Annotated in this window: 16 protein-coding genes; 2 read left to right on the top strand and 14 right to left on the bottom strand. The window is 63.8% G+C overall.

Annotation, left to right across the window (positions count from 1 at the left end):
- Nucleotides 1–37 precede the first annotated feature (37 nt).
- The 10 genes from LG409_RS04640 to LG409_RS04595 form a co-directional block, all read right to left on the bottom strand.
- A complete protein-coding gene (locus LG409_RS04640) occupies nt 38–1,042 on the bottom strand; it encodes a YihY/virulence factor BrkB family protein (protein WP_227407712.1) in 1,005 nt (334 codons plus the stop codon).
- The gene (locus LG409_RS04635; protein ID WP_227407711.1) at nt 1,039–2,808 is read right to left on the bottom strand and encodes a proton-conducting transporter transmembrane domain-containing protein; all 1,770 of its coding nucleotides are present in this window, start codon (nt 2,806–2,808) and stop codon (nt 1,039–1,041) included. Before LG409_RS04635 ends, LG409_RS04640 begins: the two co-directional genes overlap by 4 nt.
- Nucleotides 2,805–4,310 carry a complex I subunit 5 family protein gene (locus tag LG409_RS04630; RefSeq protein WP_144979896.1) on the bottom strand — a complete coding sequence of 502 codons (1,506 nt, stop codon included), beginning with the start codon at nt 4,308–4,310 and terminating at the stop codon, nt 2,805–2,807. Before LG409_RS04630 ends, LG409_RS04635 begins: the two co-directional genes overlap by 4 nt.
- Nucleotides 4,307–5,797: a complex I subunit 5 family protein gene (locus LG409_RS04625; protein WP_227407710.1), complete on the bottom strand. Its 1,491-nt coding sequence runs from the start codon at nt 5,795–5,797 to the stop codon at nt 4,307–4,309. Before LG409_RS04625 ends, LG409_RS04630 begins: the two co-directional genes overlap by 4 nt.
- Complete coding sequence (locus LG409_RS04620; RefSeq protein WP_227407709.1) at nt 5,794–6,483, bottom strand: hypothetical protein; 690 nt, start codon at nt 6,481–6,483, stop codon at nt 5,794–5,796. Before LG409_RS04620 ends, LG409_RS04625 begins: the two co-directional genes overlap by 4 nt.
- A gap of 50 nt (nt 6,484–6,533) precedes the next feature.
- Nucleotides 6,534–7,199 carry an alpha/beta hydrolase gene (locus LG409_RS04615; RefSeq protein ID WP_227407708.1) on the bottom strand — a complete coding sequence of 222 codons (666 nt, stop codon included), beginning with the start codon at nt 7,197–7,199 and terminating at the stop codon, nt 6,534–6,536.
- 72 nt (nt 7,200–7,271) lie between these two features.
- Entirely contained in the window at nt 7,272–9,041 is a 1,770-nt protein-coding gene (locus tag LG409_RS04610; RefSeq protein WP_227407707.1) for an SLC13 family permease, read from the bottom strand.
- 222 nt (nt 9,042–9,263) lie between these two features.
- On the bottom strand, nt 9,264–9,467 hold the full coding sequence (locus tag LG409_RS04605) for a cold-shock protein (protein ID WP_009101184.1): 204 nt from the start codon (nt 9,465–9,467) through the stop codon (nt 9,264–9,266).
- Between the two features lie 190 nt (nt 9,468–9,657).
- Entirely contained in the window at nt 9,658–11,325 is a 1,668-nt protein-coding gene (locus tag LG409_RS04600) for a GMC family oxidoreductase (protein ID WP_446719098.1), read from the bottom strand.
- Nucleotides 11,326–11,376: 51 nt separating this feature from the next.
- Entirely contained in the window at nt 11,377–12,888 is a 1,512-nt protein-coding gene (locus LG409_RS04595; RefSeq protein WP_081136048.1) for a CoA-acylating methylmalonate-semialdehyde dehydrogenase, read from the bottom strand.
- A gap of 139 nt (nt 12,889–13,027) precedes the next feature.
- Here LG409_RS04595 and LG409_RS04590 point away from each other — a divergent pair, with 139 nt between their 5' ends.
- On the top strand, nt 13,028–13,939 hold the full coding sequence (locus tag LG409_RS04590; protein WP_039175710.1) for a LysR family transcriptional regulator: 912 nt from the start codon (nt 13,028–13,030) through the stop codon (nt 13,937–13,939).
- A 167-nt stretch (nt 13,940–14,106) separates the two neighbouring features.
- The gene (locus LG409_RS04585; protein WP_227407705.1) at nt 14,107–15,489 is read left to right on the top strand and encodes an NAD-dependent succinate-semialdehyde dehydrogenase; all 1,383 of its coding nucleotides are present in this window, start codon (nt 14,107–14,109) and stop codon (nt 15,487–15,489) included.
- A 101-nt stretch (nt 15,490–15,590) separates the two neighbouring features.
- Here LG409_RS04585 and LG409_RS04580 read toward each other — a convergent pair whose 3' ends face one another.
- The 4 genes from LG409_RS04580 to LG409_RS04565 all read right to left on the bottom strand — a co-directional run bounded on the left by LG409_RS04580 (nt 15,591) and on the right by LG409_RS04565 (nt 20,653).
- Nucleotides 15,591–16,070: a phosphatidylglycerophosphatase A family protein gene (locus tag LG409_RS04580; RefSeq protein ID WP_373294976.1), complete on the bottom strand. Its 480-nt coding sequence runs from the start codon at nt 16,068–16,070 to the stop codon at nt 15,591–15,593.
- Between the two features lie 8 nt (nt 16,071–16,078).
- Nucleotides 16,079–16,804 (bottom strand): tellurite resistance TerB family protein, encoded by a 726-nt coding sequence (locus LG409_RS04575; protein ID WP_039175704.1) that lies wholly within the window; start codon nt 16,802–16,804, stop codon nt 16,079–16,081.
- 103 nt (nt 16,805–16,907) lie between these two features.
- On the bottom strand, nt 16,908–19,508 hold the full coding sequence (locus LG409_RS04570; RefSeq protein WP_227407704.1) for an AAA family ATPase: 2,601 nt from the start codon (nt 19,506–19,508) through the stop codon (nt 16,908–16,910).
- Complete coding sequence (locus LG409_RS04565; RefSeq protein ID WP_144979872.1) at nt 19,505–20,653, bottom strand: exonuclease SbcCD subunit D; 1,149 nt, start codon at nt 20,651–20,653, stop codon at nt 19,505–19,507. The genes LG409_RS04570 and LG409_RS04565 overlap by 4 nt, the downstream gene beginning before the upstream one ends.
- Between the last annotated feature and the right edge of the window lie 10 nt (nt 20,654–20,663).

Raw genomic sequence — 20,663 nt, 5'->3', positions numbered from 1 at the left:
CCACGACCGCCCAGCCTGGCTGGGCGGTCGCCGCTGCTCAATCCTGCGAGTCGCGATCCTGCCAAGGGGTCTTCACGCCCACCGTATCCGCGGCAAAAGCGTCTCTTTCACCCAGCGGGCGCGGCTCGCCGGTGGTGGTGTCCTGGTAGGTCTGGCGCTCCATTTCACAGTTGATTTCGGCCCCCAGCAGCACCACGAAAGCCGACATCCAGAACCACAGCATCAGCGCCACCACGGCGCCCAGTGAACCGTAAAGCTCGCTGAAAGAGGAGAAGTAGCGCACGTAAAGCGACAACCCCCCAGACCCCAGCAGCCAGGTGGCGGTGGCCAGCAGCGTGCCGTAGCTCAGCCAGCGCCACTTGGCCGCTCGGCGGTACGGTGCAAAGCGATACAACAGCGCAATCAGCAGGCTCATCAGCACCAGCAGCGCTGGCCAGCGCAGCCACTGCAACAGCTTGTCAAAGGGAGGCTCCACCATCAGCCACTCCACCAGCATGGGCACCACGGCAATGAACCCCAGCGACACCAGGGTCATGCCGATGAGCCCAAACGTCAGCGCCACTAGCACGACCAGGCGCAGCAGTGCGGGCCGCTTCTCACGCTCGCCGTAAACCACGTTGAGCCCCACCACCAGCGCCGACACCCCTTTGGAAGCGATGTACATGGCCACTAGCAACCCTGCCAGGGCGGCCATGACGTTGCCACGCTGGGCACTTTCCACCACGTCCTGGGCCTGCTGGTCGATCAGGTTGGCCGCATCGGGCGGCATGAAACGGCTGATTTCATAAAGCTGGCGCCCTGCTTCTACCGGGTCGAACAGCAGCCCCCAAATGGAAATCACGGCGGCTATGGTGGGGAACAGCGCCAGCAAGGCGTAGAACGCCACGCAGGCAGCGTACATGGTCACCCGGTCTCGGCGGGCCGCCCTCAACACGCGCCAGCCGATATCCAGCCAGCCCAGCCGGGGTATGTCATCCGGCGTCACGGCCTGACGCCCTCGGTCTTCCTGGTACGCTTGCGACCCCGTCTGCGGCTTGCTCATGCCCGTCCCTCCCACATCAACAGTAGCGCCAGCAGCACGGCCATGGCCATCATCAGCCCGCTGCCGTGCTGGCGCAGCCAGGGCTCTGCACGCAGGCTATGCCTGAGCAGTTGCATGGCCGTTCGCTCGAAAGCCAGGCTGTGCGCCACCGACGCAGCTTTGACGCGCCCCAGCGCATCACTGAAGCGCTGACAGCCCTGCAGGGCATAGCCTGCCAGCGGCGCGTATAGCCACCATAGATCGCCCGCTGGCGGTAGAGAAACTTTCACACGCTGGCGCAGGGAAAGCGCTACCACCAACGCCAACAGACCCACCGGGAAAGGCCAGACGATACCGGCCCACTCGGCCAACGGCGGCACCTCGGCACCGTACAGCGGCAGCCATAGCGGGGTGGCCAGCGCGGCCACCACGGCGGCCAACCAGGCGCCCCACTGCATGGGGTGGCTGCCCCCGCTCTTGCGCAGCTGCCACTGCCGCCACAGGCACACGCTCACCAGCAGCGAGGTGCCCACGGCCGCCCAGGTCAGCAACAGCACCAGCGTGGTCAGTTGGGCATCGTAAAGCACCGATTTGACTCCCCACTTGCTGACCAGCCCGGCTGCCAGGGCACCTGTCAGCGATACGCCCGGCAGCGCCATCAGCGCAAACAGCAGCGGTACACGCCAGCGGGGCATGTGTTCGCTGACGCTGGTTCCCATGAACAGCGCCCCTTTGGCCAGCGCATGATGGGCCGCAAACAGCACCAGTCCGGGCAGCAGCAGTAGCCACGCCTGAGGCACCGTCAACCCGGTGCCTACCAGCGCCGTCAGCATGCCCATCTGGCTGATACTCGAATAGGCCAGTACGGCCTTGGGGTGACGCTGCCACACACCATACAGGGCAGCCCCGAACGCGGCGGCCAGCCCCAGCGCCATCATGGCCTGGCCAAGCAGTACCAGTTCAGGCGCCAGGCCCGACTCGCCCAGGGGCAGCACGTTCAGCCAGCCCAATAGCCCGGCCTTGATCATGGCACCGCTGAGCACGGCGCTGGCAGGCGCAGGGGCGACCGGGTGGGCCAGCGGGAGCCACACATGCAGCCCCACCACCCCGGCCTTGACGCCAAACCCCAGCCATAGCAGCAGTGCCATCCAGGCACCGTGCTCCGAGCGAGCAATGGCCTCGCGAACGCCCTCCAGGGTCAAGGTGTCGATGGAGCCAGCCGCCCATAGCAGCCCCCCCAGAATCAGCCCTTCGCCCAGCACGGCAAGGATCAGGTAGGCCCGAGCCCCCAGCCGCGCCTCGGCGCTGCCGCTATGCACCACCAGCGCGTAGGCGGCAAAGGTCATGAGCGCAAAGCCCAGGTAAAAGCTGGCAATGTCCTGGGCAAGGATCAGCAGGACATTGCCCAGCAGGGCCAGGGGCCACAACAGCGTCAACCGCTGCAAGCGCCGCTGGGCGTCGTCATCGCCCCCCCGAGCCAAGGCTTCCTCGGCGGCAAAGTAGCCCCGGGCATGCAGCGCTGCCAGGCTCCATAGCAGCGCGCTGAAGGCCAGCCAGGGGCGGCTGAGCGCATTCAGCTCCCACCAGCCCCCCAGCATCCAGGCTTCCAGCACCCAACGGCCTTCAGCCATATAAGCCAGCAGTAACGCGGGCCAGGCGGCGCTGCCCCATAGCCAGGAACAGTAGCGCCGCTGCGCTGGCGGGGTGCGGTAGGCATGCCATACCGCCCCGGCAGCCACGCACAGCGGCCAGAGCAAGGCCACGGCCAGCAGCAGTGTCGTCATCATGGTAGATACTCCCCTACCGCCACCCGAGTTGCCCAGTCCAGAGGGCTAAACGGCAAGCCTGCCAGCAGCCCGGCCCCCAGGCTGGCCAGCGCGGTAAACACGGCTGGCCACAACAGCCAGCCATGGGTTTCCAGGCGCCCCAGACGCTGCTCGTTGGGCCACGCACCCACCCCGTGATCGGGCCCCTGCCGGAACCAGAGCCGATGCAGGATAGGCAGAAAGTAAATGGCGTTCAGCGTGCTGCTGGCCACCAGCACCGCCACCACCCAATACATCTCGGCCTGAATGGCACCAATGCCCAGGTACCACTTGGTGATGAACCCCGCGATGGGCGGCAGCCCGATCATGCCCAGCGCCCCCACGGTAAAGGCCAGACTGGTCAGCGGCATGCGTTTGCCAGCACCGTCCATCTCATCGATGCGATGGATGCCCAGCTCTTCGGCGTAGTTGCCCGCGCAGAAAAACAGCGTGACCTTCATCAGCCCCTGGTGGAGCAGATGGGCGAGCGCACCGATGGTGCCGAAAGGCCCAAACAGGCTGACCCCCAGAATCACATACGACACCTGACTGATGGTCGAGAAGGCCAGCCGTGGCTTGAGTTCCTGCTGGGCGATGGCCCTCAGCGAGCCGTAAATGATGGTGATGGAGGCCGCGATGGCCAAGGCCGTGGTCACCCCCAGTTCGACGCTCAGCTCGATCCCGTAGAGGTCATAGATCACGCGGAGAATGCCGAAGGCCCCCGCCTTGACCACCGCCACGGCATGCAACAGCGCGCTCACCGGAGCAGGCGCCACCATGGCTCTGGGCAGCCAGCCGTGCAGCGGCACCATGGCCGCCTTGACCGCCAGGCCGCCGACCAGCAGCACGAAGATCAGCGTCAGCAGGCCACGGTGGTCGGCCAGATAAGGCGACAGCCCCCGCTCGGAGGCAAAGGAGTGGTCGCCTGTCAGGCTATACAGCAGCACGACCCCCAACAGCAGCACGACACCGCCGGTCAGGGTGTAACGCAAATACACGCGCCCTGCCGCCAGCGCCTTGGCCGTGCCCGAATGCACTACCAGCGGGTAGGTCGAAAGCGTCAGCATTTCGTAAAAAATCAGGAAGGTAAACAGGTTGCCGGAGAGCGCAATGCCCAGCGTGCTGGCCACGCAGAGGCTGAAAAAGCCAAAGAAGCGCTTGCGGTTGGCCGCATGCTCCAGGTAGCCAATGGCGTACACCGTGGTGCACAGCCAGAGCAGCGATGAGAGGCCGGCAAACATCACGCCCAGCGCATCGGCGCGCAGTACGAAATCGACGCCCTCGACAATCTGGAAGCTGAAGGTGTCCTCGTAGCCTTCCGCCACGCGCCCGACCATCAGCACGACCAGCACGATCTTGCTGACCGCCGCCAGCAGGTTGATGCCGGTACGCCAGCGCCGCGCCTCTTCGGGTAGCGCAAAAATGGCCACGGCGGCCAGCATGGACGTCGCCAGTGTGGTCAGCGGTAACCAGGCTGCGTTCATGCGCCACCTCCTTGTAGCAGGGCCAACGGCAAGTGGGCCAACAGACCCAGCAGCAGCGCGGCCAGGGCGAGCGCCAGTGCCACCGCATCCATGCCCGGTGCCAACGGCTGGTAGTCATGGCGCGGTGCGGTTTCATCGAACGAGTAGCGAAAGACCCTGAACACGTAGGCCGCGGTCAGCAGCGTTCCCGCCAGTAATGCTGCAACGGCAAGCCACTGCTGAGTGAGCACCATGGCCTGCAGCAGTAGCCACTTGGCCGTGAAACCGCTGCTGGGTGGCAGGCCCATCAGCGTGATGGAGGCGATGCCGAAAGTCAGCAGCGAGAGTGGCAATCGGCGGCTGGTGCCCGCCAGCGCCTGCAGAGCGCTCTTGCCGGTGGCCAGCAGCAGATTGCCGGCCGCCAGAAACATCGCCGCCTTGGCCAGCGAGTGCCCCATCAGCTGTAGCCAGAAACCCTCCCAGGCCAGCGCCTGGGGCAGTGGCGAGGCTTGCGGCCCCAGCAGTAGCGGAAATGCCACCATCAAATAGCCCAGCTGGCCCACCGTGGACGAGGCGATCAGGGTTTTCAGCGACGCTGCCCGCCATGCCACCAGCCCGCCCCACAGGATGGCCGCCATTCCCAGCCAGCCCACCAACTGCGGGGCCAGCCAGGTATCGGGCAGCAGCACGCTCCATACCATCAGCAGAATGAACAGCGAGGCCTTGATGACCAGCGCCGCGTGCAGGGCACTCACCGGCGTCCAGGCGTTTTCGTGCACCGGGGTCAGCCAGCCATGCAGCGGAAACAGCGCAGCCTTCAGCGCCAGCCCCGCGCCCATCAGTGCCGCCGCGACCCAGCTCACCGGGCCCGGCTCGACCACTTGAGCCAAGCCCATCAGCGTCAGTTCCCCCCAGTACCCCAGCAGCAGGGCAATGCCCAGCAGGAACGCCAACGACCCCACCAACGCCAGCAGCAGGTAGCGCATACCGGCCTTGAGCGCACTGCCCTTGCCCGACAGCAGCAGCATGCCGACGGCGGCCAGCCCCATCAGCTCCAAAGCGGCGTAGAGGGTCAGCAAATCGGCCGCCATCCAGATCAACGACAGCGCGCTCACCAGAACGCCCATGAGCGGCCACAGCCAGCGCCCCTGGGGGCCAGGCCGGGAAAGCGCCAAGTGCCCAGGGGTATACAGCGCAGCGGCCAACGCGACCCACTGGGTAATCAGCAGCATGAAGCCGCTCACGCCACTGAAGCGCAGCGCCAGATCCACCCCTGCCAGCTGCCACTGCCAGCGCAACACGCCCGCCTGCTGGGCATCCATGACCATCCACAGGCCTGCTACCAGCACCGGCGTACAGGCCAGCAGGACGGGCACCATGCGCGCGGGACGCAACCAGGCCCCCAGCAGGCCTAACAGGGCAGGTAGCAGCAGAACGACCAGCAGCGCCCAGTGGGTCGACCACAACGGCTCGAAAGTGCTGTCATGCAAGCCAAAACGCCAGCTCATTGCGAAGCCTCTCGGGTTGCCTGGGAGTCTGACGGCTCATCGACCAGGGCCGACACCCCTTCCAGCTGCAGCAGATGTCGTATCAACAGCACGCCCAGCAGGGTGCCCAGCCAGGCAATCAGCAAGCCCACGCCAATCAACGCCTGGGCATTGGGCAAGGGGCCCGCCATGCCTACCAACAGCAGAAACACACCCGACCCCAGCACGTTGAAGGCCATCAGCCGACGCAGCCAGTGTCGATGCAGTGCAAAAGCCCCCATGGCCGCCGAGACCATGACGACCGCCGCCAGCATCAAGGGGTGTTCGCTCAACGAGTAGGCCATGTCGGGCAAGAGGTAGCGCAGCGCGGCGCCGATCATCACGCTCCACGCCAGCGCCAGCAGCCCACGGCTGATGACATGCCCGGCCCCGTGCTGCACTCGGTCGTAGTGGGCAGCCTCCGGGTGAGCCGAGGGAAATGCCTTCAGGGCATAGAAGAAGCTGCCGCCGGTGAGCGCGCCCCCCAGCACCAGCTCCATCAGCCCCAACCAAGGCGCCTGCCACTGCCACCAGGCCAGGCTCATCAGCAGCGTGAACAGCAAAAACAGCCGACAGGTCCGCAGCAGATGGCGGTCCAACAGACAGGCAAGCGCCACTGCCACCAGGCACAGCGCCAGCCCAGCTTCCAACATATCCACCGACATCATGAAGTGCCTCCGCCTATCCTGTGCATTGGCCAGCGAAAAAGGAGGCCGTACTACGCGAGACGTTCGCTCAACCACCTGCCAATATCGTTGACCTGCTGCGGGCAGAGCGCGTGGGCCATGGGATATTGACGATAGTTCACCGAGTAACCGAGCGCCTTGAGACGCTCGGCGCCAGTGCGGCCAAGCGTTTCAGGCACGATGGGGTCAAAGTTACCATGATGCACCTCAATGGGGATATGGCGGTTGGCCTCGGCAAGTTCAATGCTGTCGGCGGTGGCAAAGTAGGTCGACATCGCTAGCAACCCGCCCAGCGGCTGGGGGAACGAGAGGGCCGCCTGATAGGCCACCGCGCCGCCCTGAGAGAACCCCGCCACGATGATGCGCTGGCTATCGATGCCTTGATCGATCTGCTCCTGAATCAGCGCCTGAATGCGCGCAGCGGAGGTTTTCAGCTGCACTTCGTCGACCCGGCGCCCCAGGTCCATGGCCAGAATGTCATACCAGGCAGGCATCACCATGCCCCCATTGATGGTCACCGGCAGGCGCGGCGCATGGGGCATGATGAAGCGCACATGGGCGCTTTCCGGCAAGGCCAGCGCAGGCACCAGCGGCTCGAAATCGTGCCCGTCGGCACCGAGTCCATGAATGATGAACACGCACGCATCGGCGGGTTGACCATGTTGCGGCTCGATAATCAGTTCGCCTGGAGCTGTCATGTCGCATTCCTTGGTGGCTGTCAAAAGCGCCACCCTAGCGTAAAGCGACGCGTTGGGCGAGTCCTTCCCCGCTTAAAACGGCCACACCCACGGAATCAACGTCACCGCAATGGCCCCGGTCAGCAGGTTCAATCCACCTCCTACGCGCAGAAAGTCCCCCAGCCGATACCCCCCTGGGCCATGCACCATCAGATTGGTCTGGTAGCCAATGGGGGTCAGAAAACTGGCCGACGCAGCAAACATGACGGCCACCACGTAGGGCATGGGATTGACGCCCAGGCTTTCGGCCGCCGCCATCACCACCGGAAAGATGATCACCGCCGCCGCGTTATTGGTCACCATCTCGGTGAGCAGCGCCACCACGCAGTAGGTGCCCAACAGCAGTAGCCAGGGATTACCTGCCACCAGAGAGAGAATACCGCCCGCCATCACGTCGGCTGCTCCAGAGGTTTGCAGCGCCGCCCCCACGCCGAACGAGGCCGCAATGGTCAGCAGAACCTGAGTATCCAGACCCCGTTTGGCCGCGCCTACCGTGCAGCAACCGGTCAGCAGCACCATGGCAGCGCCCAGCATGGCAGCATTGAGCATGCTGAGCACGCCAAAGGTCGCCAGCATCACCGCCCCCAGCAGGATCGCCCAAGCCAGCGGCGCCTTTTCATGCACCGGCCTGGCCGCACCGTTGAGCTCACTGATCAGTAGGAAATCCTTGGATTGGCGATGGCGCTCGATGAACGGCGGGCGAGCCTCGAGCAGCAGCACGTCCGCTGGCTGCAGACGTACCTGCCCGAGGTTGCCGGTCACCCGCTCGCCGCCGCGACAAATCGCTAGCACCGCCGCCCCGTACAGAGTTCGAAAGCGGCCGTCGCGAATGCGCTGGCCAATGAACTGGCACTGACTGGAGACCACGGCTTCTACCAACCGTCGCTCCTTGAACTCCTTCTCCAGGCTGGAAGCGCCATCCCGAGAGGGAATCAGCCCCCGGATCTGCTGCAGCTCCACGGCCGCCGCCGAAGTGCCCACGAACACCAGCCGGTCACCGCCCTTGAGCTGCTCGCCCGGCCCCACCACGCTGACCACGTTACCGTCACGCTCGATCTCGACCAGAAACAGCTCCTGAAGATGCCGCAGCCCCGCCTCCTCCACGGTGCGGTTCACCAGCACGCCGGTGGGGTCCACCTCCATCTCGATGGTAAATTCTCTGGGGTTGGCAAAGGCATTGGCGACGCCTTTACGGGCAGGCAGGATGCGCGGCCCCAGCACGATCAGATACGCAAGCCCGGCCAGAGCCACCGGCAGGCCAACCCAGGCCAGGTCGAACAGCCCCATGGCCAGCTCCGGGTAACGCTCCACCAGCAGCCCATGCACCACCAGATTGGTGCTGGTACCGATCAGCGTGATGGTCCCGCCCAGAATGGAGGCAAAGCTCAGCGGCATCAGCAGCCGCTGGGGAGACAGCTTCAAACGGCGGCTCCAGCTCATCACCGCAGGGATATAGGTGGCCACCACCGGGGTATTGTTGAGAAAGCCGCTCAGCGACGCCACCGGCAGCAGCAGCCGGGTCAGGGCGCCCCGCTCGGTGGCTGGGCGGCCCAGCACATAGCGAATGATCAAATCGATGCCGCCGGTTTCACGGATGCTGGCCACCAGCACGTACATGAACGCCACGGTGAACAGGCCGCTGTTGGAGAAGCCTCCCAGCGCCTGCTGCGGGTCGATGACCCCCAGGGTCATCAATACCACCACGGCTCCCAATAGAATGATATCGGGACCCAGGCGCGACAGCGCCATGAGGGGGAAAATCGTCAGCACCACCCCAACGGCAATCCAGGCATCCAGCGACATAAACCCATATCCTTGATAAACGAACCTGGGGATATTGTGCCGCCTGCCCAATATTCTAAAAAGTTATTTTTAGAAACACAGTAAGAACAAAATAGAATATAACCATGAGGGGTGAGGGGTGAGGGGTGAAGCGAAAATCGTGGCAAACAAAAAACCCCGCACGAAGGCGGGGTTTTTTTACAGGCTGACCCGTAGGTCACCTGACAACATCATTCGTTCAGATTACAGAACTTTGATGTTGGAAGCCTGAAGGCCTTTTTTACCCTGGGTGACGTCGAAGGAAACCTTCTGGCCGTCTTGCAGAGTTTTGAAGCCGTCAGCTTGAATTTCGGAGAAGTGCGCGAACAGGTCGTCGCCATTGTCGTCCGGAGAAATAAAGCCGAAGCCTTTAGTGTCGTTAAACCACTTAACGGTACCAGTTGCCATGATCGAAATCCTCGATTTAGCTTAATGAAGAGCCGGGCAATACCCGAGTTGCAGTGGGTAGAACAAGAAACTTTCACCAGACTCAACGCGAGAGCGTTTCGATACTGCTGACTACGTTCGACTTGCTAACCAACTGCATGCAGCATGCGCTTAACGACGCTGCACGTCAACACTATGATGGAAAAAAATGTCAGTGCAATGAATTTTCTTCCAAAATCCATCCGGCGGCCTTTTCGGCGATCATCAGCGTCGGCGAATTGGTGTTGCCACTGGTGATGGTGGGCATCACTCCCGCGTCGGCCACCCGCAGTCCAGACACCCCACGAACCCGCAATTGCGCATCCACCACGGCCATGGGGTCGTCGTCTTTTCCCATCCGCGTGGTGCCGACCGGATGGAAAATCGTCGTGCCAATATCCCCTGCCAAACGGGCCAGCTCCTCGTCGGTCTGGTACTCCACGCCCGGTTTGATCTCTTCCGGGGCGTATCTGGCAAAGGCGGGCTGCTCGGCGATGCGTCGCGTCACCCGCAGCGAATCGGCGGCCACCTTGCGGTCCTCGGGGGTGCTCAGGTAGTTCGGCGCGATTGCCGGTGCCTGGCGCGGGTCGGCGCTTTTCAGGCGCACGGTGCCTCGGCTGGTAGGGTTCAAGTTGCACACGCTGGCGGTAATCGCAGGGTACGGGTGCAGAGGCTGCCCAAAGGCTTCGAGACTCAACGGCTGCACGTGGTACTGGATATTGGGATACGGCTGGTCGTCGGAACTACGCGTGAACGCGCCCAACTGCGACGGCGCCATGCTCATGGGTCCCGTGCGCCGCGTGAGGTACTCCCATCCGATACCGGCTTTGCCCCATAACGTGCTGGCCATGGCGTTCAGCGTTTTGGCATTGCTGACACGATACACCGAACGTATCTGGAGGTGATCTTGCAGGTTCTCACCCACCCCCGGCAGATCGTGCACGACCTCGATGTCATGCTCGGCAAGGTGCTCGGCGGGACCGATGCCCGATAACTGCAGCAGGTGGGGCGAGCCAATCGCGCCAGCACACAGCACGACTTCCTTGCTGGCCTGCACCTGCAGAGTCTTGCCTTCTCGCACCACTTCGACTCCTTCGCAGCGGGGGACGGCCTGATCACGCTCGAAGCAGAGCCGGTTCACCTGGGTGGAGTGCCACAGCGTCAGATTGTCCCGCTTCAAGGCCGTGCGCAAGAACGCCTTGGCCGTGTTCCAGCGCCAGCCGTCGCGCTGGTTGACTTCGAAATAGGCAACGCCTTCGTTACTACCTCGATTGAAGTCCTCGGTTCGAGGAATACCGGCCTGAACGGCAGCTTCGGCAAAGTCATCCAGCACCTGCCACTTCAGGCGCTGCTTCTCCACCCGCCACTCGCCGCCGTGGCCATGAAACGCGCGGTGAGTGTCATCACCGTCGCTGCCTTTATCCAATCGGTAGTGGTTTTCGTGTTTGATAAAGTCCGGCAGGCAGTTCTCCCAGCGCCAGGCATCGCTGCCGGTCACTTCCGCCCAGTGGTCGTAATCCCGCGCCTGGCCGCGCATGTAGATCATGCCGTTGATACTGGAGCAGCCGCCCAGGGTCTTGCCGCGCGGGTAGATCAGCGAGCGACCGTTCAATCCCTGGTCGGGCTCCGTGCGAAACAGCCAGTCGGTGCGCGGGTTGTTGATGCAATACAGGTACCCGACGGGTATATGAATCCAGTGGTAGTTGTCTCGGCCACCGGCTTCGATCAGCAGCACCCGATTGTTCGGGTCGGCGCTCAGTCGGTTGGCCATCAGGCACCCTGCAGTGCCTGCGCCTACCACGATATAGTCAAAGCATTGCATGGCGGCATGAGCCGCCATGGGGGTAGTTGTATTGTTGGACATGCGGGTGACTCCGGTGAAGAGCGGGCGTTACTTCGCCGTGGGCATCACGAATTCGGCACCGGCGTCGATGGAGTCAGACCAGCGCTGCATGATCGACTTCTGCTTGGTATAGAAGCGCACGCCCTCTTCGCCATAGGCATGGGTATCGCCAAACAGCGAGCGCTTCCAGCCGCCGAAACCGTGCCACGCCATGGGCACGGGAATCGGCACGTTGATGCCGACCATACCCACCTGGATACGGCGGCCAAACTCACGGGCAACGCTACCGCTTTCGGTGAAGCAGCTCACGCCGTTACCAAACTCATGGTCGTTGATCAGCTGAATGGCGGTGGCCACGTCCGGCACGCGCACGCACACCAGCACCGGGCCGAAGATCTCTTCTTTATAGATCGTCATGTCGGGGGTCACGTGATCGAACAGCGTGCCGCCCATCCAGAACCCCTCGGCGCAGCCTTCTCCCGCGTTGGCGCCGTCGAATTCACGGCCATCGACGATCAGCTGTGCACCCTCGGCCACGCCCTTTTCGATGTAACCGGTAATGCGCTGATGGGCCTGACGGGTCACGATGGGGCCCATTTCGGCGTCCAGCTGCATGCCATCCTTGACCTTCAGCGCCTGGGCTCGCTCGGTGAGCATCGGCACGACTTTATCGGCAACGTCGCCCACCAGCACGGCCACGCTGATGGCCATACAGCGCTCACCGGCGCTGCCGTAGGCGGCACCGATCAGCGCATCGACGGCCTTGTCCAGGTGGGCATCGGGCATCACCACCATGTGGTTCTTGGCGCCGCCCAGCGCCTGCACGCGCTTGCCGTGCTTCGCGCCACGCTCGTAAATCAGGTTGGCAATGGGGGTGGAACCGACGAACGACAGCGCCTTCACCTCCGGATGATCGATCAGCGCTTCCACGGAGTCCTTGTCGCCCTGCACCACGTTGAACACGCCATCCGGCAGGCCCGCCTGCTGCAACAGGTCGGCAATCATCAGCGAAGCGCTGGGGTCCAGCGGGCTGGGCTTGAGAATGAACGTATTCCCGGCGGCAATCGCGATGGGGAACATCCACATGGGCACCATGGCCGGGAAGTTGAACGGGGTGATCCCGGCCACCACGCCCAGCGGCTGTCGCACGGTCCAGTTGTCGATGCCGGTACTCACCTGCTCGGTATAGTCACCCTTCAACAGCTGAGGGATGCCACAGGCAAACTCGACGATATCGATGCCACGCGCCACTTCCCCCTGGGCGTCGGTGAACACCTTGCCGTGCTCTTTGGTGATCGCTTCGGCCAGCGCATCCTTGTGTGTATTGAGCAGCTCCAGAAACTTGAACATCACCCGAGCGCGGCGAATGGGGGGCGTGTCGGCCCAGGCAGGGAAGGCCGCCTGGGCCGCCTGCACGGCCGTGTCCACATCCGCCGCCGACGCCAGTGCCACGCGGCCGGTGACCTGGCCCGTGGCCGGATTGAAAACGTCCTGAGCAGTACCGGAGGTGCCTTCGCTGCGCTGGCCGTTGATGAAGTGGTGAATGGCGTGAGTTGTCATTGTCGCTACCTTTATAAACATCGTTTAAGTGATGAGGAGAATCTGCCCTAGACTACCCGGCGCCACAGGCCAAGCAATTGAGTAATTTTTAACCCGGATATAAGCTCTGCTAATAACATGACAACGAAGGTCATCGACCATGCAGGAGTACGCCACGCTACGGGCCTTTGTGGCCGTTGCCCATACCGGCAGCGTGTCTCGCGCCGCTGAACAGCTGCACCTCACCCAGCCTGCCGTCAGCCTAAAGTTGAAGCAGCTTCAACAACACCTTGGCCTGACGCTGTTCACCCGCCGCCCTCAGGGCTTGCGCCTCACTGCCGATGGCTATGCCCTGCTGCCCGCCGCCGAAAACGCCCTGGCCAGTGCGCTGGCATTCGAACAAAGCGCCAGTGCCCTGCACAGCACCCTGCGCGGCAAGCTGCGCATCGGCACCATAGTGGACCCTGAATTCATCCGCCTGGGCGATTTTTTGAGCCGCCTGATGGCCCGCGCGCCCCAGCTGGAAACGGAGCTGCACCACGGCATGAGCGGCAGCGTGCTGGAAGACGTGGTGCACAGCGAGCTGGATGTGGGCTTCTTTCTGGCACCGCCCGGCGAAGGCCCGGCCCATGACGCCTTGGCCTGGCGTGAGCTGACCCACTTTCATTACCACGTGGTGGCGCCCCCGGGCTGGGAGTCCAAGTTGGCCGACACCCGCTGGGAAGCGCTGGCCAGCCTCCCCTGGATCGTCACCCCCAGCGTGTCTGCCCACTCGCGCCTGCTCCAGCGTGCGCTGGCTGCCAGCGGCGCCACGCCGCACCGAGTGGCACAGGTCGACCAGGAAGCCTGCATGCTGGACCTGGTGCGCGCCGGGGTCGGCCTGAGCCTGGCCCGCGACGCGCTGGCCATGGCCGAGCGCCAGGAGAGCGGGCTGGCAGTGGCCGAGCACGTTCGCCTGCCCTGCGCCTTGAGCCTGATCTGGCGACAGGATCGCGCCATCGAGCCCACCATCAAGGCAGCGCTGGACACCCTGGATACCGTGTGGGCCCACCGCCCTTCCCTGGCGCCATAAAAAGCGCCAAAGGGTGAGCGGGTGAACAGACCGCGAAATTTGGGCAAATGGGGATTTTTCTACTAAAGTGGAAAATCAGCGTGAATAGACCAGTCGGCCTAAAGGAACGACTAGCCGCTGTGTGGTCTACCCCCTCACGTCCCGTTGATCTAAAGATAGGAGATCTTATGAGCAACACGATCAAGACCGTCAATCCCACCACGGGTGATACCCTCGAATCCTACACACTGATGGATGACCAGCAGGCTCAGCAGGTCGTCGAGGCCTGTCATGAGGCCTTTCTCGATTGGCGGCTGACCTCTCTGGACGAACGCGCCCGTGTGGTCAAGGCCATTGGCCAGGCGCTGAAAGCGCATCGGGAAGACCTGGCCCAGCTCATGGTGAAAGAGATGGGCAAGCTGCCGGATCAGGCCCGTCAGGAAGTGGATCTGTGCGTGGGCATTTGTGACTACACCGCCGAACACGGCCCCACCAAGCTGGCCGATGAAGAGCGCCAGCCCGGTAATGGCGAGCGCGGTTTCGTCACCTACTCGCCCATGGGCGTGATCTACGGCATTCAGCCCTGGAACTTCCCTGCCTACCAGGTAGTGCGCTACTCCATCGCCAACATCATGGCGGGCAACGGCGTGCTGCTGAAACACGCTGAAAACGTCACCGGCAGCGGCCTGCTGCTGGAAAAGATCTATCGTGAGGCGGGCCTGCCGGAAAACGTCTTCCGCACTCTGGTGATTTCCCATGAAGTGTCCGACAACATCATCGCCCACAAGGCCGTGCGGGGCGTGACCCTGACCGGCAGCGACGGCGCTGGTCGCAAAGTGGCCGCCAAGGCCGCCGAGCACCTGAAAAAGACCGTGCTGGAGCTGGGCTCCAACGACGCTTATCTGGTGCTGGACGACGCCGACCTGGACGTGGCCATCGACACCTGCGTGACCGGTCGCGTATTCAACGGCGGCCAGACCTGCGTGGCCGCCAAACGCTTCGTGGTCACCGAGAAGCACTACGAAGCGTTCAAGGAGCGCTACGTGGCGCGCATGAAGGACCTGAAAGCGGGCGACCCGACCCAGCAAGACAGCGACCTGGGCCCCATGGCCCGCGTGGATCTGCGCGATACCCTTCACGAGCAGGTGGAAGAGAGCGTGCGCAAGGGCGCGAAAATCCTCTGCGGCGGTGAAAAGCCGGAAGGCAAAGGCGCGTTCTACCCGGTCACGGTGCTGGATGACGTCACCCCCGGTCAGCCCGCCTACGACGACGAGCTGTTTGGCCCGGTGGCGGCGCTGATTCGCGCCAAGGATGACGACGACGCCATGCGCATCGCCAACGACAGCCGTTACGGCTTGGGCGGCGGCATCATCTCCAAGGACGTGAAACGCGCCACCGAGCTGGCCAGCAAGTATTTCGATACCGGCATGGTGTTCATCAACGGCTTTGGTGTGGCCACGCCCGAGATGCCGTTTGGCGGCGTGAAGGATTCAGGCTACGGCCGTGAGCACGGCGGCTTTGGCATGCACGAGTTCGTTAATGCCAAGTCGGTGATCGTGGTTCAAAGCTGATAGCGAACGCCTACGCTGCTCCGGTAGGCAAAAGCACAACGCCGCAGCGTCGCTTTCGCGACCTGCGGCGTTTTTGGTGGTTAGCGTCGAGAGAAGCGATGTTAAACGATTTGCCGCTGCCGACGCTGCCATAGCGTCACCAGCAACGCGACCACCAGCCAACTTACCAGCGCAGCAATCACGTCATCCAGCACGATCCCCACTCCCCCGGTAACATGTTCCGCCAGATGAATAGGCGGTGGTTTCAGGCCATCAAAGAAGCGGTAGACGCCGAACGCCAAGGCCAACACCAGCGGATGGCGGGCAGCTTTTAGCCCCAGCACTGCCAAGGGGAAAGCCACATATTCATCGGCGACGATACTGCCATGATCCTGTCCATCAAAATGCAGGGACGCCATGTGGCACACCGGCACGGCAGCCAACAGCATCAGCGTGATGATGACCACCTGCTGACGGGTCGAGCGACCTGACAGCCACCAGGCCAACGGCAGGCCAAGCAAGGAACCAAACGTGCCTGGGGCCACGGGCATCAGCCCCAGCCCAAAACCGGTGGCTAACCACAAGTTGGCAGTGCCAACGATATCGAGCATCAGCTGGCCTGCTGGGCCTGATGTTCCAGTTCTGCCACCATGTCGGGCGACAGGTTCAGGGCGCTGGCCAACTGGTCCAGCCAGGCGCGTTCCATGGGGTTCTGGTCGTCGGTCACCGCCACGCTGATCAGGTACATTTCACGGGCGGCCTGGGGGGAGTCTGCTTCACGAGCCAGTGCCCTGGCGTCCAGCGGGGCGCGCAGCTGCTGCTCTACCCAGCGGTGCATCTCGTCGTCGGCACCCAGCGCATCGATCTGCTGAGTGATCAGCGCCTGCTCCTGTTCATCGATATGGCCATCGGCGCGGGCTGCCATGATCATGGCTTGCAACAGCTCCAGGCTGCGGCGCTCCTGGTACTCACCGCTGAGTACCTCGACACGCTCCCCTTCTGCCGACGCCGCCGTGGCACCGCCGTTGGCCTGGGAGCGTTGCCAGGCTTTCCAGGCCAACACGCCAACCCCGGCAATGGCCCCATACTTCAGCGCTTTGCCCCCCATGCTGCGGCCTCGCTTGGAGCCAATCAGCATGCCCATGGCCCCGCCACCCAGCAGGCTCTTCATGTCGAACCCGCCCGAGCTGCCGCCGGAGCGCGCCGCTTGACTGCCACTGCCGCCCAACTGCCGCGACAACCCATCCATGATGCCCTGCACGTCCATGCCACCACGGCCGCCTTTGCCACCACTGGCCTGATTCATCAACTGCTGGAGAATCTTGCTCGCATTCATCCTTGCTCCCCCTTCGGGTCATCATCGTGAATTGATCGGTTCTGGTTATAAAGCATCGAACATGAACGCAACGTGAACCGCCGGGCTCGTCACCCTTCACCCTTCACCCTTCACCCTTCACCACGACCGTGCTGCCCTGACGGCTGGGCAGCACGTCGATACGAATCGGCATCTGCTCCTTGAGTTCGCTGACATGCGAAATGATGCCGATCATGCGCCCGCTCATCTGCAGCTCGCTGAGCATGGCGATGGCTTGGTCCAGCGCGTCCTGGTCGAGGCTGCCAAAGCCTTCATCTATGAATAGCGTATCCAGCTGAATACCGCCTGCATAGGCTTGCACCACATCGGAAAGCCCTAGCGCCAGCGCCAGCGCAGCCATGAACGACTCGCCGCCGGAAAGCGTCGCCACCGGGCGATTCTTGCCGGTATAGGTATCGGCCACGTCCAGCTCCAGGCCAGAGGCTTTATTACCTTTGGAAGGGTCTTCTCGGCGCACCAACTGATAGCGCCCGCGGCTCATGCGCACAAGGCGCGCGGAGGCTTGAATCAGCACATCGTCCAGCAGCACGCCCAGCACGAAGCGCTGCAAGCTGATGCGATTCCCGGTGCGCCCGTTGGCCACTTCGCTGAGCGTACCCCATAGTTTGTACTGCTCGTCCAGGGCCGCCTCCACATTGCGCGCCTCTGCCAATCGCTGTCGCGTGGCAGTGAGCTGGTCTACCCGTGCGCTCAGCCGCTGGTAATGCTGTCGGCACGCCTCCTCCCGGGCCTTGCTGTTGCCAGCCTGGGCATCGAGAGCAGCAACGTCGGGCGGCGTCTTGCCTTCCAGCAGCGGCGCACTGGCTTCGAGCTGCCCTTCCAGCCTGGCCAGTTCCCGTTGAAAGCGCGCCACGTCGTCACTCAGCCGCTGCTGTTCGGCGGTGTCCAGACGGGCGGTGATAAATGCCTGCTCATCCTCAAAGGGGCTACCCTGCAGGGCCGTTTGCCACTCGGCCTGGGCCGCTTCCAGCGTCCGCTGCGCCTCGGCCTGGCGCTGGGTTGCCTGAGTGAGCGTGGTTTGCGCCTGGGTGAACGCCGTGTGGGCGGTCTGGGCCTGACTCTGGGCGGTTTTCCAGCTCCGCTCGCAGGTGTCCATCTCACGCTTCACGGCCGCTAACGAGGCATTCACGCTCTCCAGCGATGCGCTATCGCCCAGCTGTTCACGCAGCTTCTGGCACTGCTCACCGACGTGCTCGGCCTGCTGCTCCAGGCGCTGGGCATCTTGTTGGGCGCTCACCCATGCCTGTCGAGCGCGCTCATGGGCGCTGCGCGCCTGCTTCACCTCCTCTTGCGTGACCAGTAGCTGGGCCGTCGAGGCAGGCGCGGGATGCTCACGGCTGCCACACACCGGACAAGGCTGGCCACCCTCCAGCTGCTCAGCGAGCAGAGCCGCCTGGCCCTGGTGCCAGCGCATCTCCTGCTCGATGGCGTGCTGCTCCTGTTGCGTGGCCGCATGCTGCTTCTGCTGTGCATTTTCGCGCGCCCGGGCCACTTGCTGGGCAAGCGCTTGCTGCTGTTTCTCCAGCGTGGCCAATGCCTGACACTGATCGAGGGATTGCTCTAGCGCATAGGCCTGGCGCTGCAGGGCGGGCAGCTGTTCATATTGGGCATTGGCCGCCTCGAGCGCTTCCTGAGCCTGCTGGTGAGCCGCTTGGCGCGGGGCAATGGCCTGTTCGGCGGCGGCCCACTCGCGCTGGGCCGCCGTGGCATTTTGCTGGGCGCTTTGCCGGGCATAAAACGGTGTTGCCAGGGCCTGGGTCTGCTCATGCTGACGCAGCTGCTGCTGGGCACGCTGCACGGCCGGCTGCTGCACCAGCAGCGCGGCTTTGGCATTGACCAGCGCGGCGTGCTGCGCGAACTGGCGGGCCAGCGCTGCCGCCGACTGGGCGGCCGCCACGGCCTGCTCCCGCTGCTCGGCGGCCAGGGCCAAGTCGTGCCTGGCGGTCTGGTGGTCAGGGGCCAGCGCAGCGAGGGCAGCTTCCAGGGCGGCTTCGCTCTCGACATCGCTGGCCGCCAGCATGCCCTGTACACGCTGGCGGTGGTCGTTCACCTCACGCACGATGTGCTTGGCCTGGTCCGCCAGGCGCTGTTCGATGCGCTGGAAGATCTGGGTCTGAAACAGCTGGGCAAAAATCTCCTCGCGCTCCTTGGAGCCTGCCAGCAACAGCTCGCGGAACTTGCCCTGGGGCAGCACCATCACCTGGCGGAACTGACGAGCATCCAGCCCCAGCAACTGCTGCAGCTGGCCGTTGGCATCGGTGACCTTGCGCGCCACCAGGCATTCGTCTTCCTGACCCTCTGGGGTCAGCCGCCACAGCTGGGCTTCGGCAGCCTGGGTGGTGGTACCCTCGCCATTGGCTTTGGGACGCTCCTGCTGGGGCACGCGGCGCACCCGATAGGTGCTTTCCCGCAGGCGAAACGTGAGGGTGACTTCGGTGAGCAGGTCTGGCGCAGCCTGGTCGCAGCGCATCTGGCCAGCGTCCCGTTCATTGCCGGTGGTTTGGCCGTAAAGTGCGAAGCAGATGGCATCGAGTATCGAGCTTTTGCCAGCACCGGTGGGGCCATTGATCAGGAACAGCGGGCTTTTGCCCAGCGCGGTGAAGTCGATGGTGTCACGCCGGGCAAACGGGCCAAAGGCCTGCAGGGTCAGTGTCAAAGGCGTCATGCTGGCCCCTCCTGCTCGCGGTCAAGGGCGGTGATCAGCTCGCCCATGGCGCGGGCCTGCTCGTCATTCATGGGCTCGCCGCTGGTCTGGGCGAAGAAATCGCTGAACATGTCCAGCGCGCTGAAAGCGAGTCGTTCACGACTCAGCGACTGGCGACCTGCCGTTTCCAGCATGCCGGGCTTCTCCAGATGCAGGACGTTGGGATACACCGCCCGCAGCTTGCCCATGGGGTCGAGAATGGCGTGCCGGTCGGTGAGGCGCACCAGCAGGTAGTCATCGGCACCGGGGTCTTCGCCCCCCATGGCCAGCAGCTGCGCCAACTCTCCCTCCAGCACGCGCACGTCGCGCCTGGGCGTCAACGGATGCTGGGTGATGCTCACCAGACCTTCGCTGCCCATCTCCACCAGGGTGACGCCCTTGCGCTGCGTCGCCTCGGAGAAGCTGTATTTCAGCAGCGAGCCGCTATAGCGGATGTGCTCGCTTCCGCGGTACTGGGGGCCATGGAGGTGCCCCAGCGCCACGTAATCGAAACCCTGCATGGGTTCCCAGGCAACGCTTTCGGCACCGCCCAGGGTGAGCGGGCGTTCGGACTCGCTGGCCGTCCCGCCCTCCACGAAGCAATGGCTCATGAGCAGCGCCGGGCGCGCGGGATGGCGCTGGGCGTGAATACGCTCCAGCAGGTGGCGGTGGGCGGCATCGAAATCGCGCACGTCGGCGCCAAACTCGCTGCGCACGTACTCCGGGTCGGCGTAGGGAATACCGAAGACATCCACCGTCGTGCCATCGACGGCAAGCGTCACCGGCTGATCGCAGGTGGCCAAATCGGTGAGGATGTGTAACCCGGCCTGGCGCAGATGACGCGCCCCAAACCCCAGCCGCGCGGCGCCATCGTGGTTGCCAGAGATCATGATGACCGGCAGGCCACGTTTCTCGCACAGCTCGGCCAGTATCTCATCCAGCAGGGTCACCGCCGCTGCCGGGGGCACCGAGCGGTCGTAGATATCACCAGCAATCAGCACCGCATCCACGCGCTCACGGTCGATGATCGTCAGCAGCTGTTGCAGGACATGACGCTGGTCGTCCAGCAGCGAGAGATTGTGAAACAGCCGACCCAAATGCCAGTCGGCGGTATGAAGTAGTCGCATGACAGGCTCG

The organism is Halomonas sp. NyZ770 (genome assembly GCF_020616575.1).
GTDB lineage: Bacteria > Pseudomonadota > Gammaproteobacteria > Pseudomonadales > Halomonadaceae > Vreelandella > Vreelandella hamiltonii.
The sequence above is the reverse complement of the archived record's forward strand: the minus strand, read 5'-3'. Positions and strand labels throughout refer to the sequence as shown.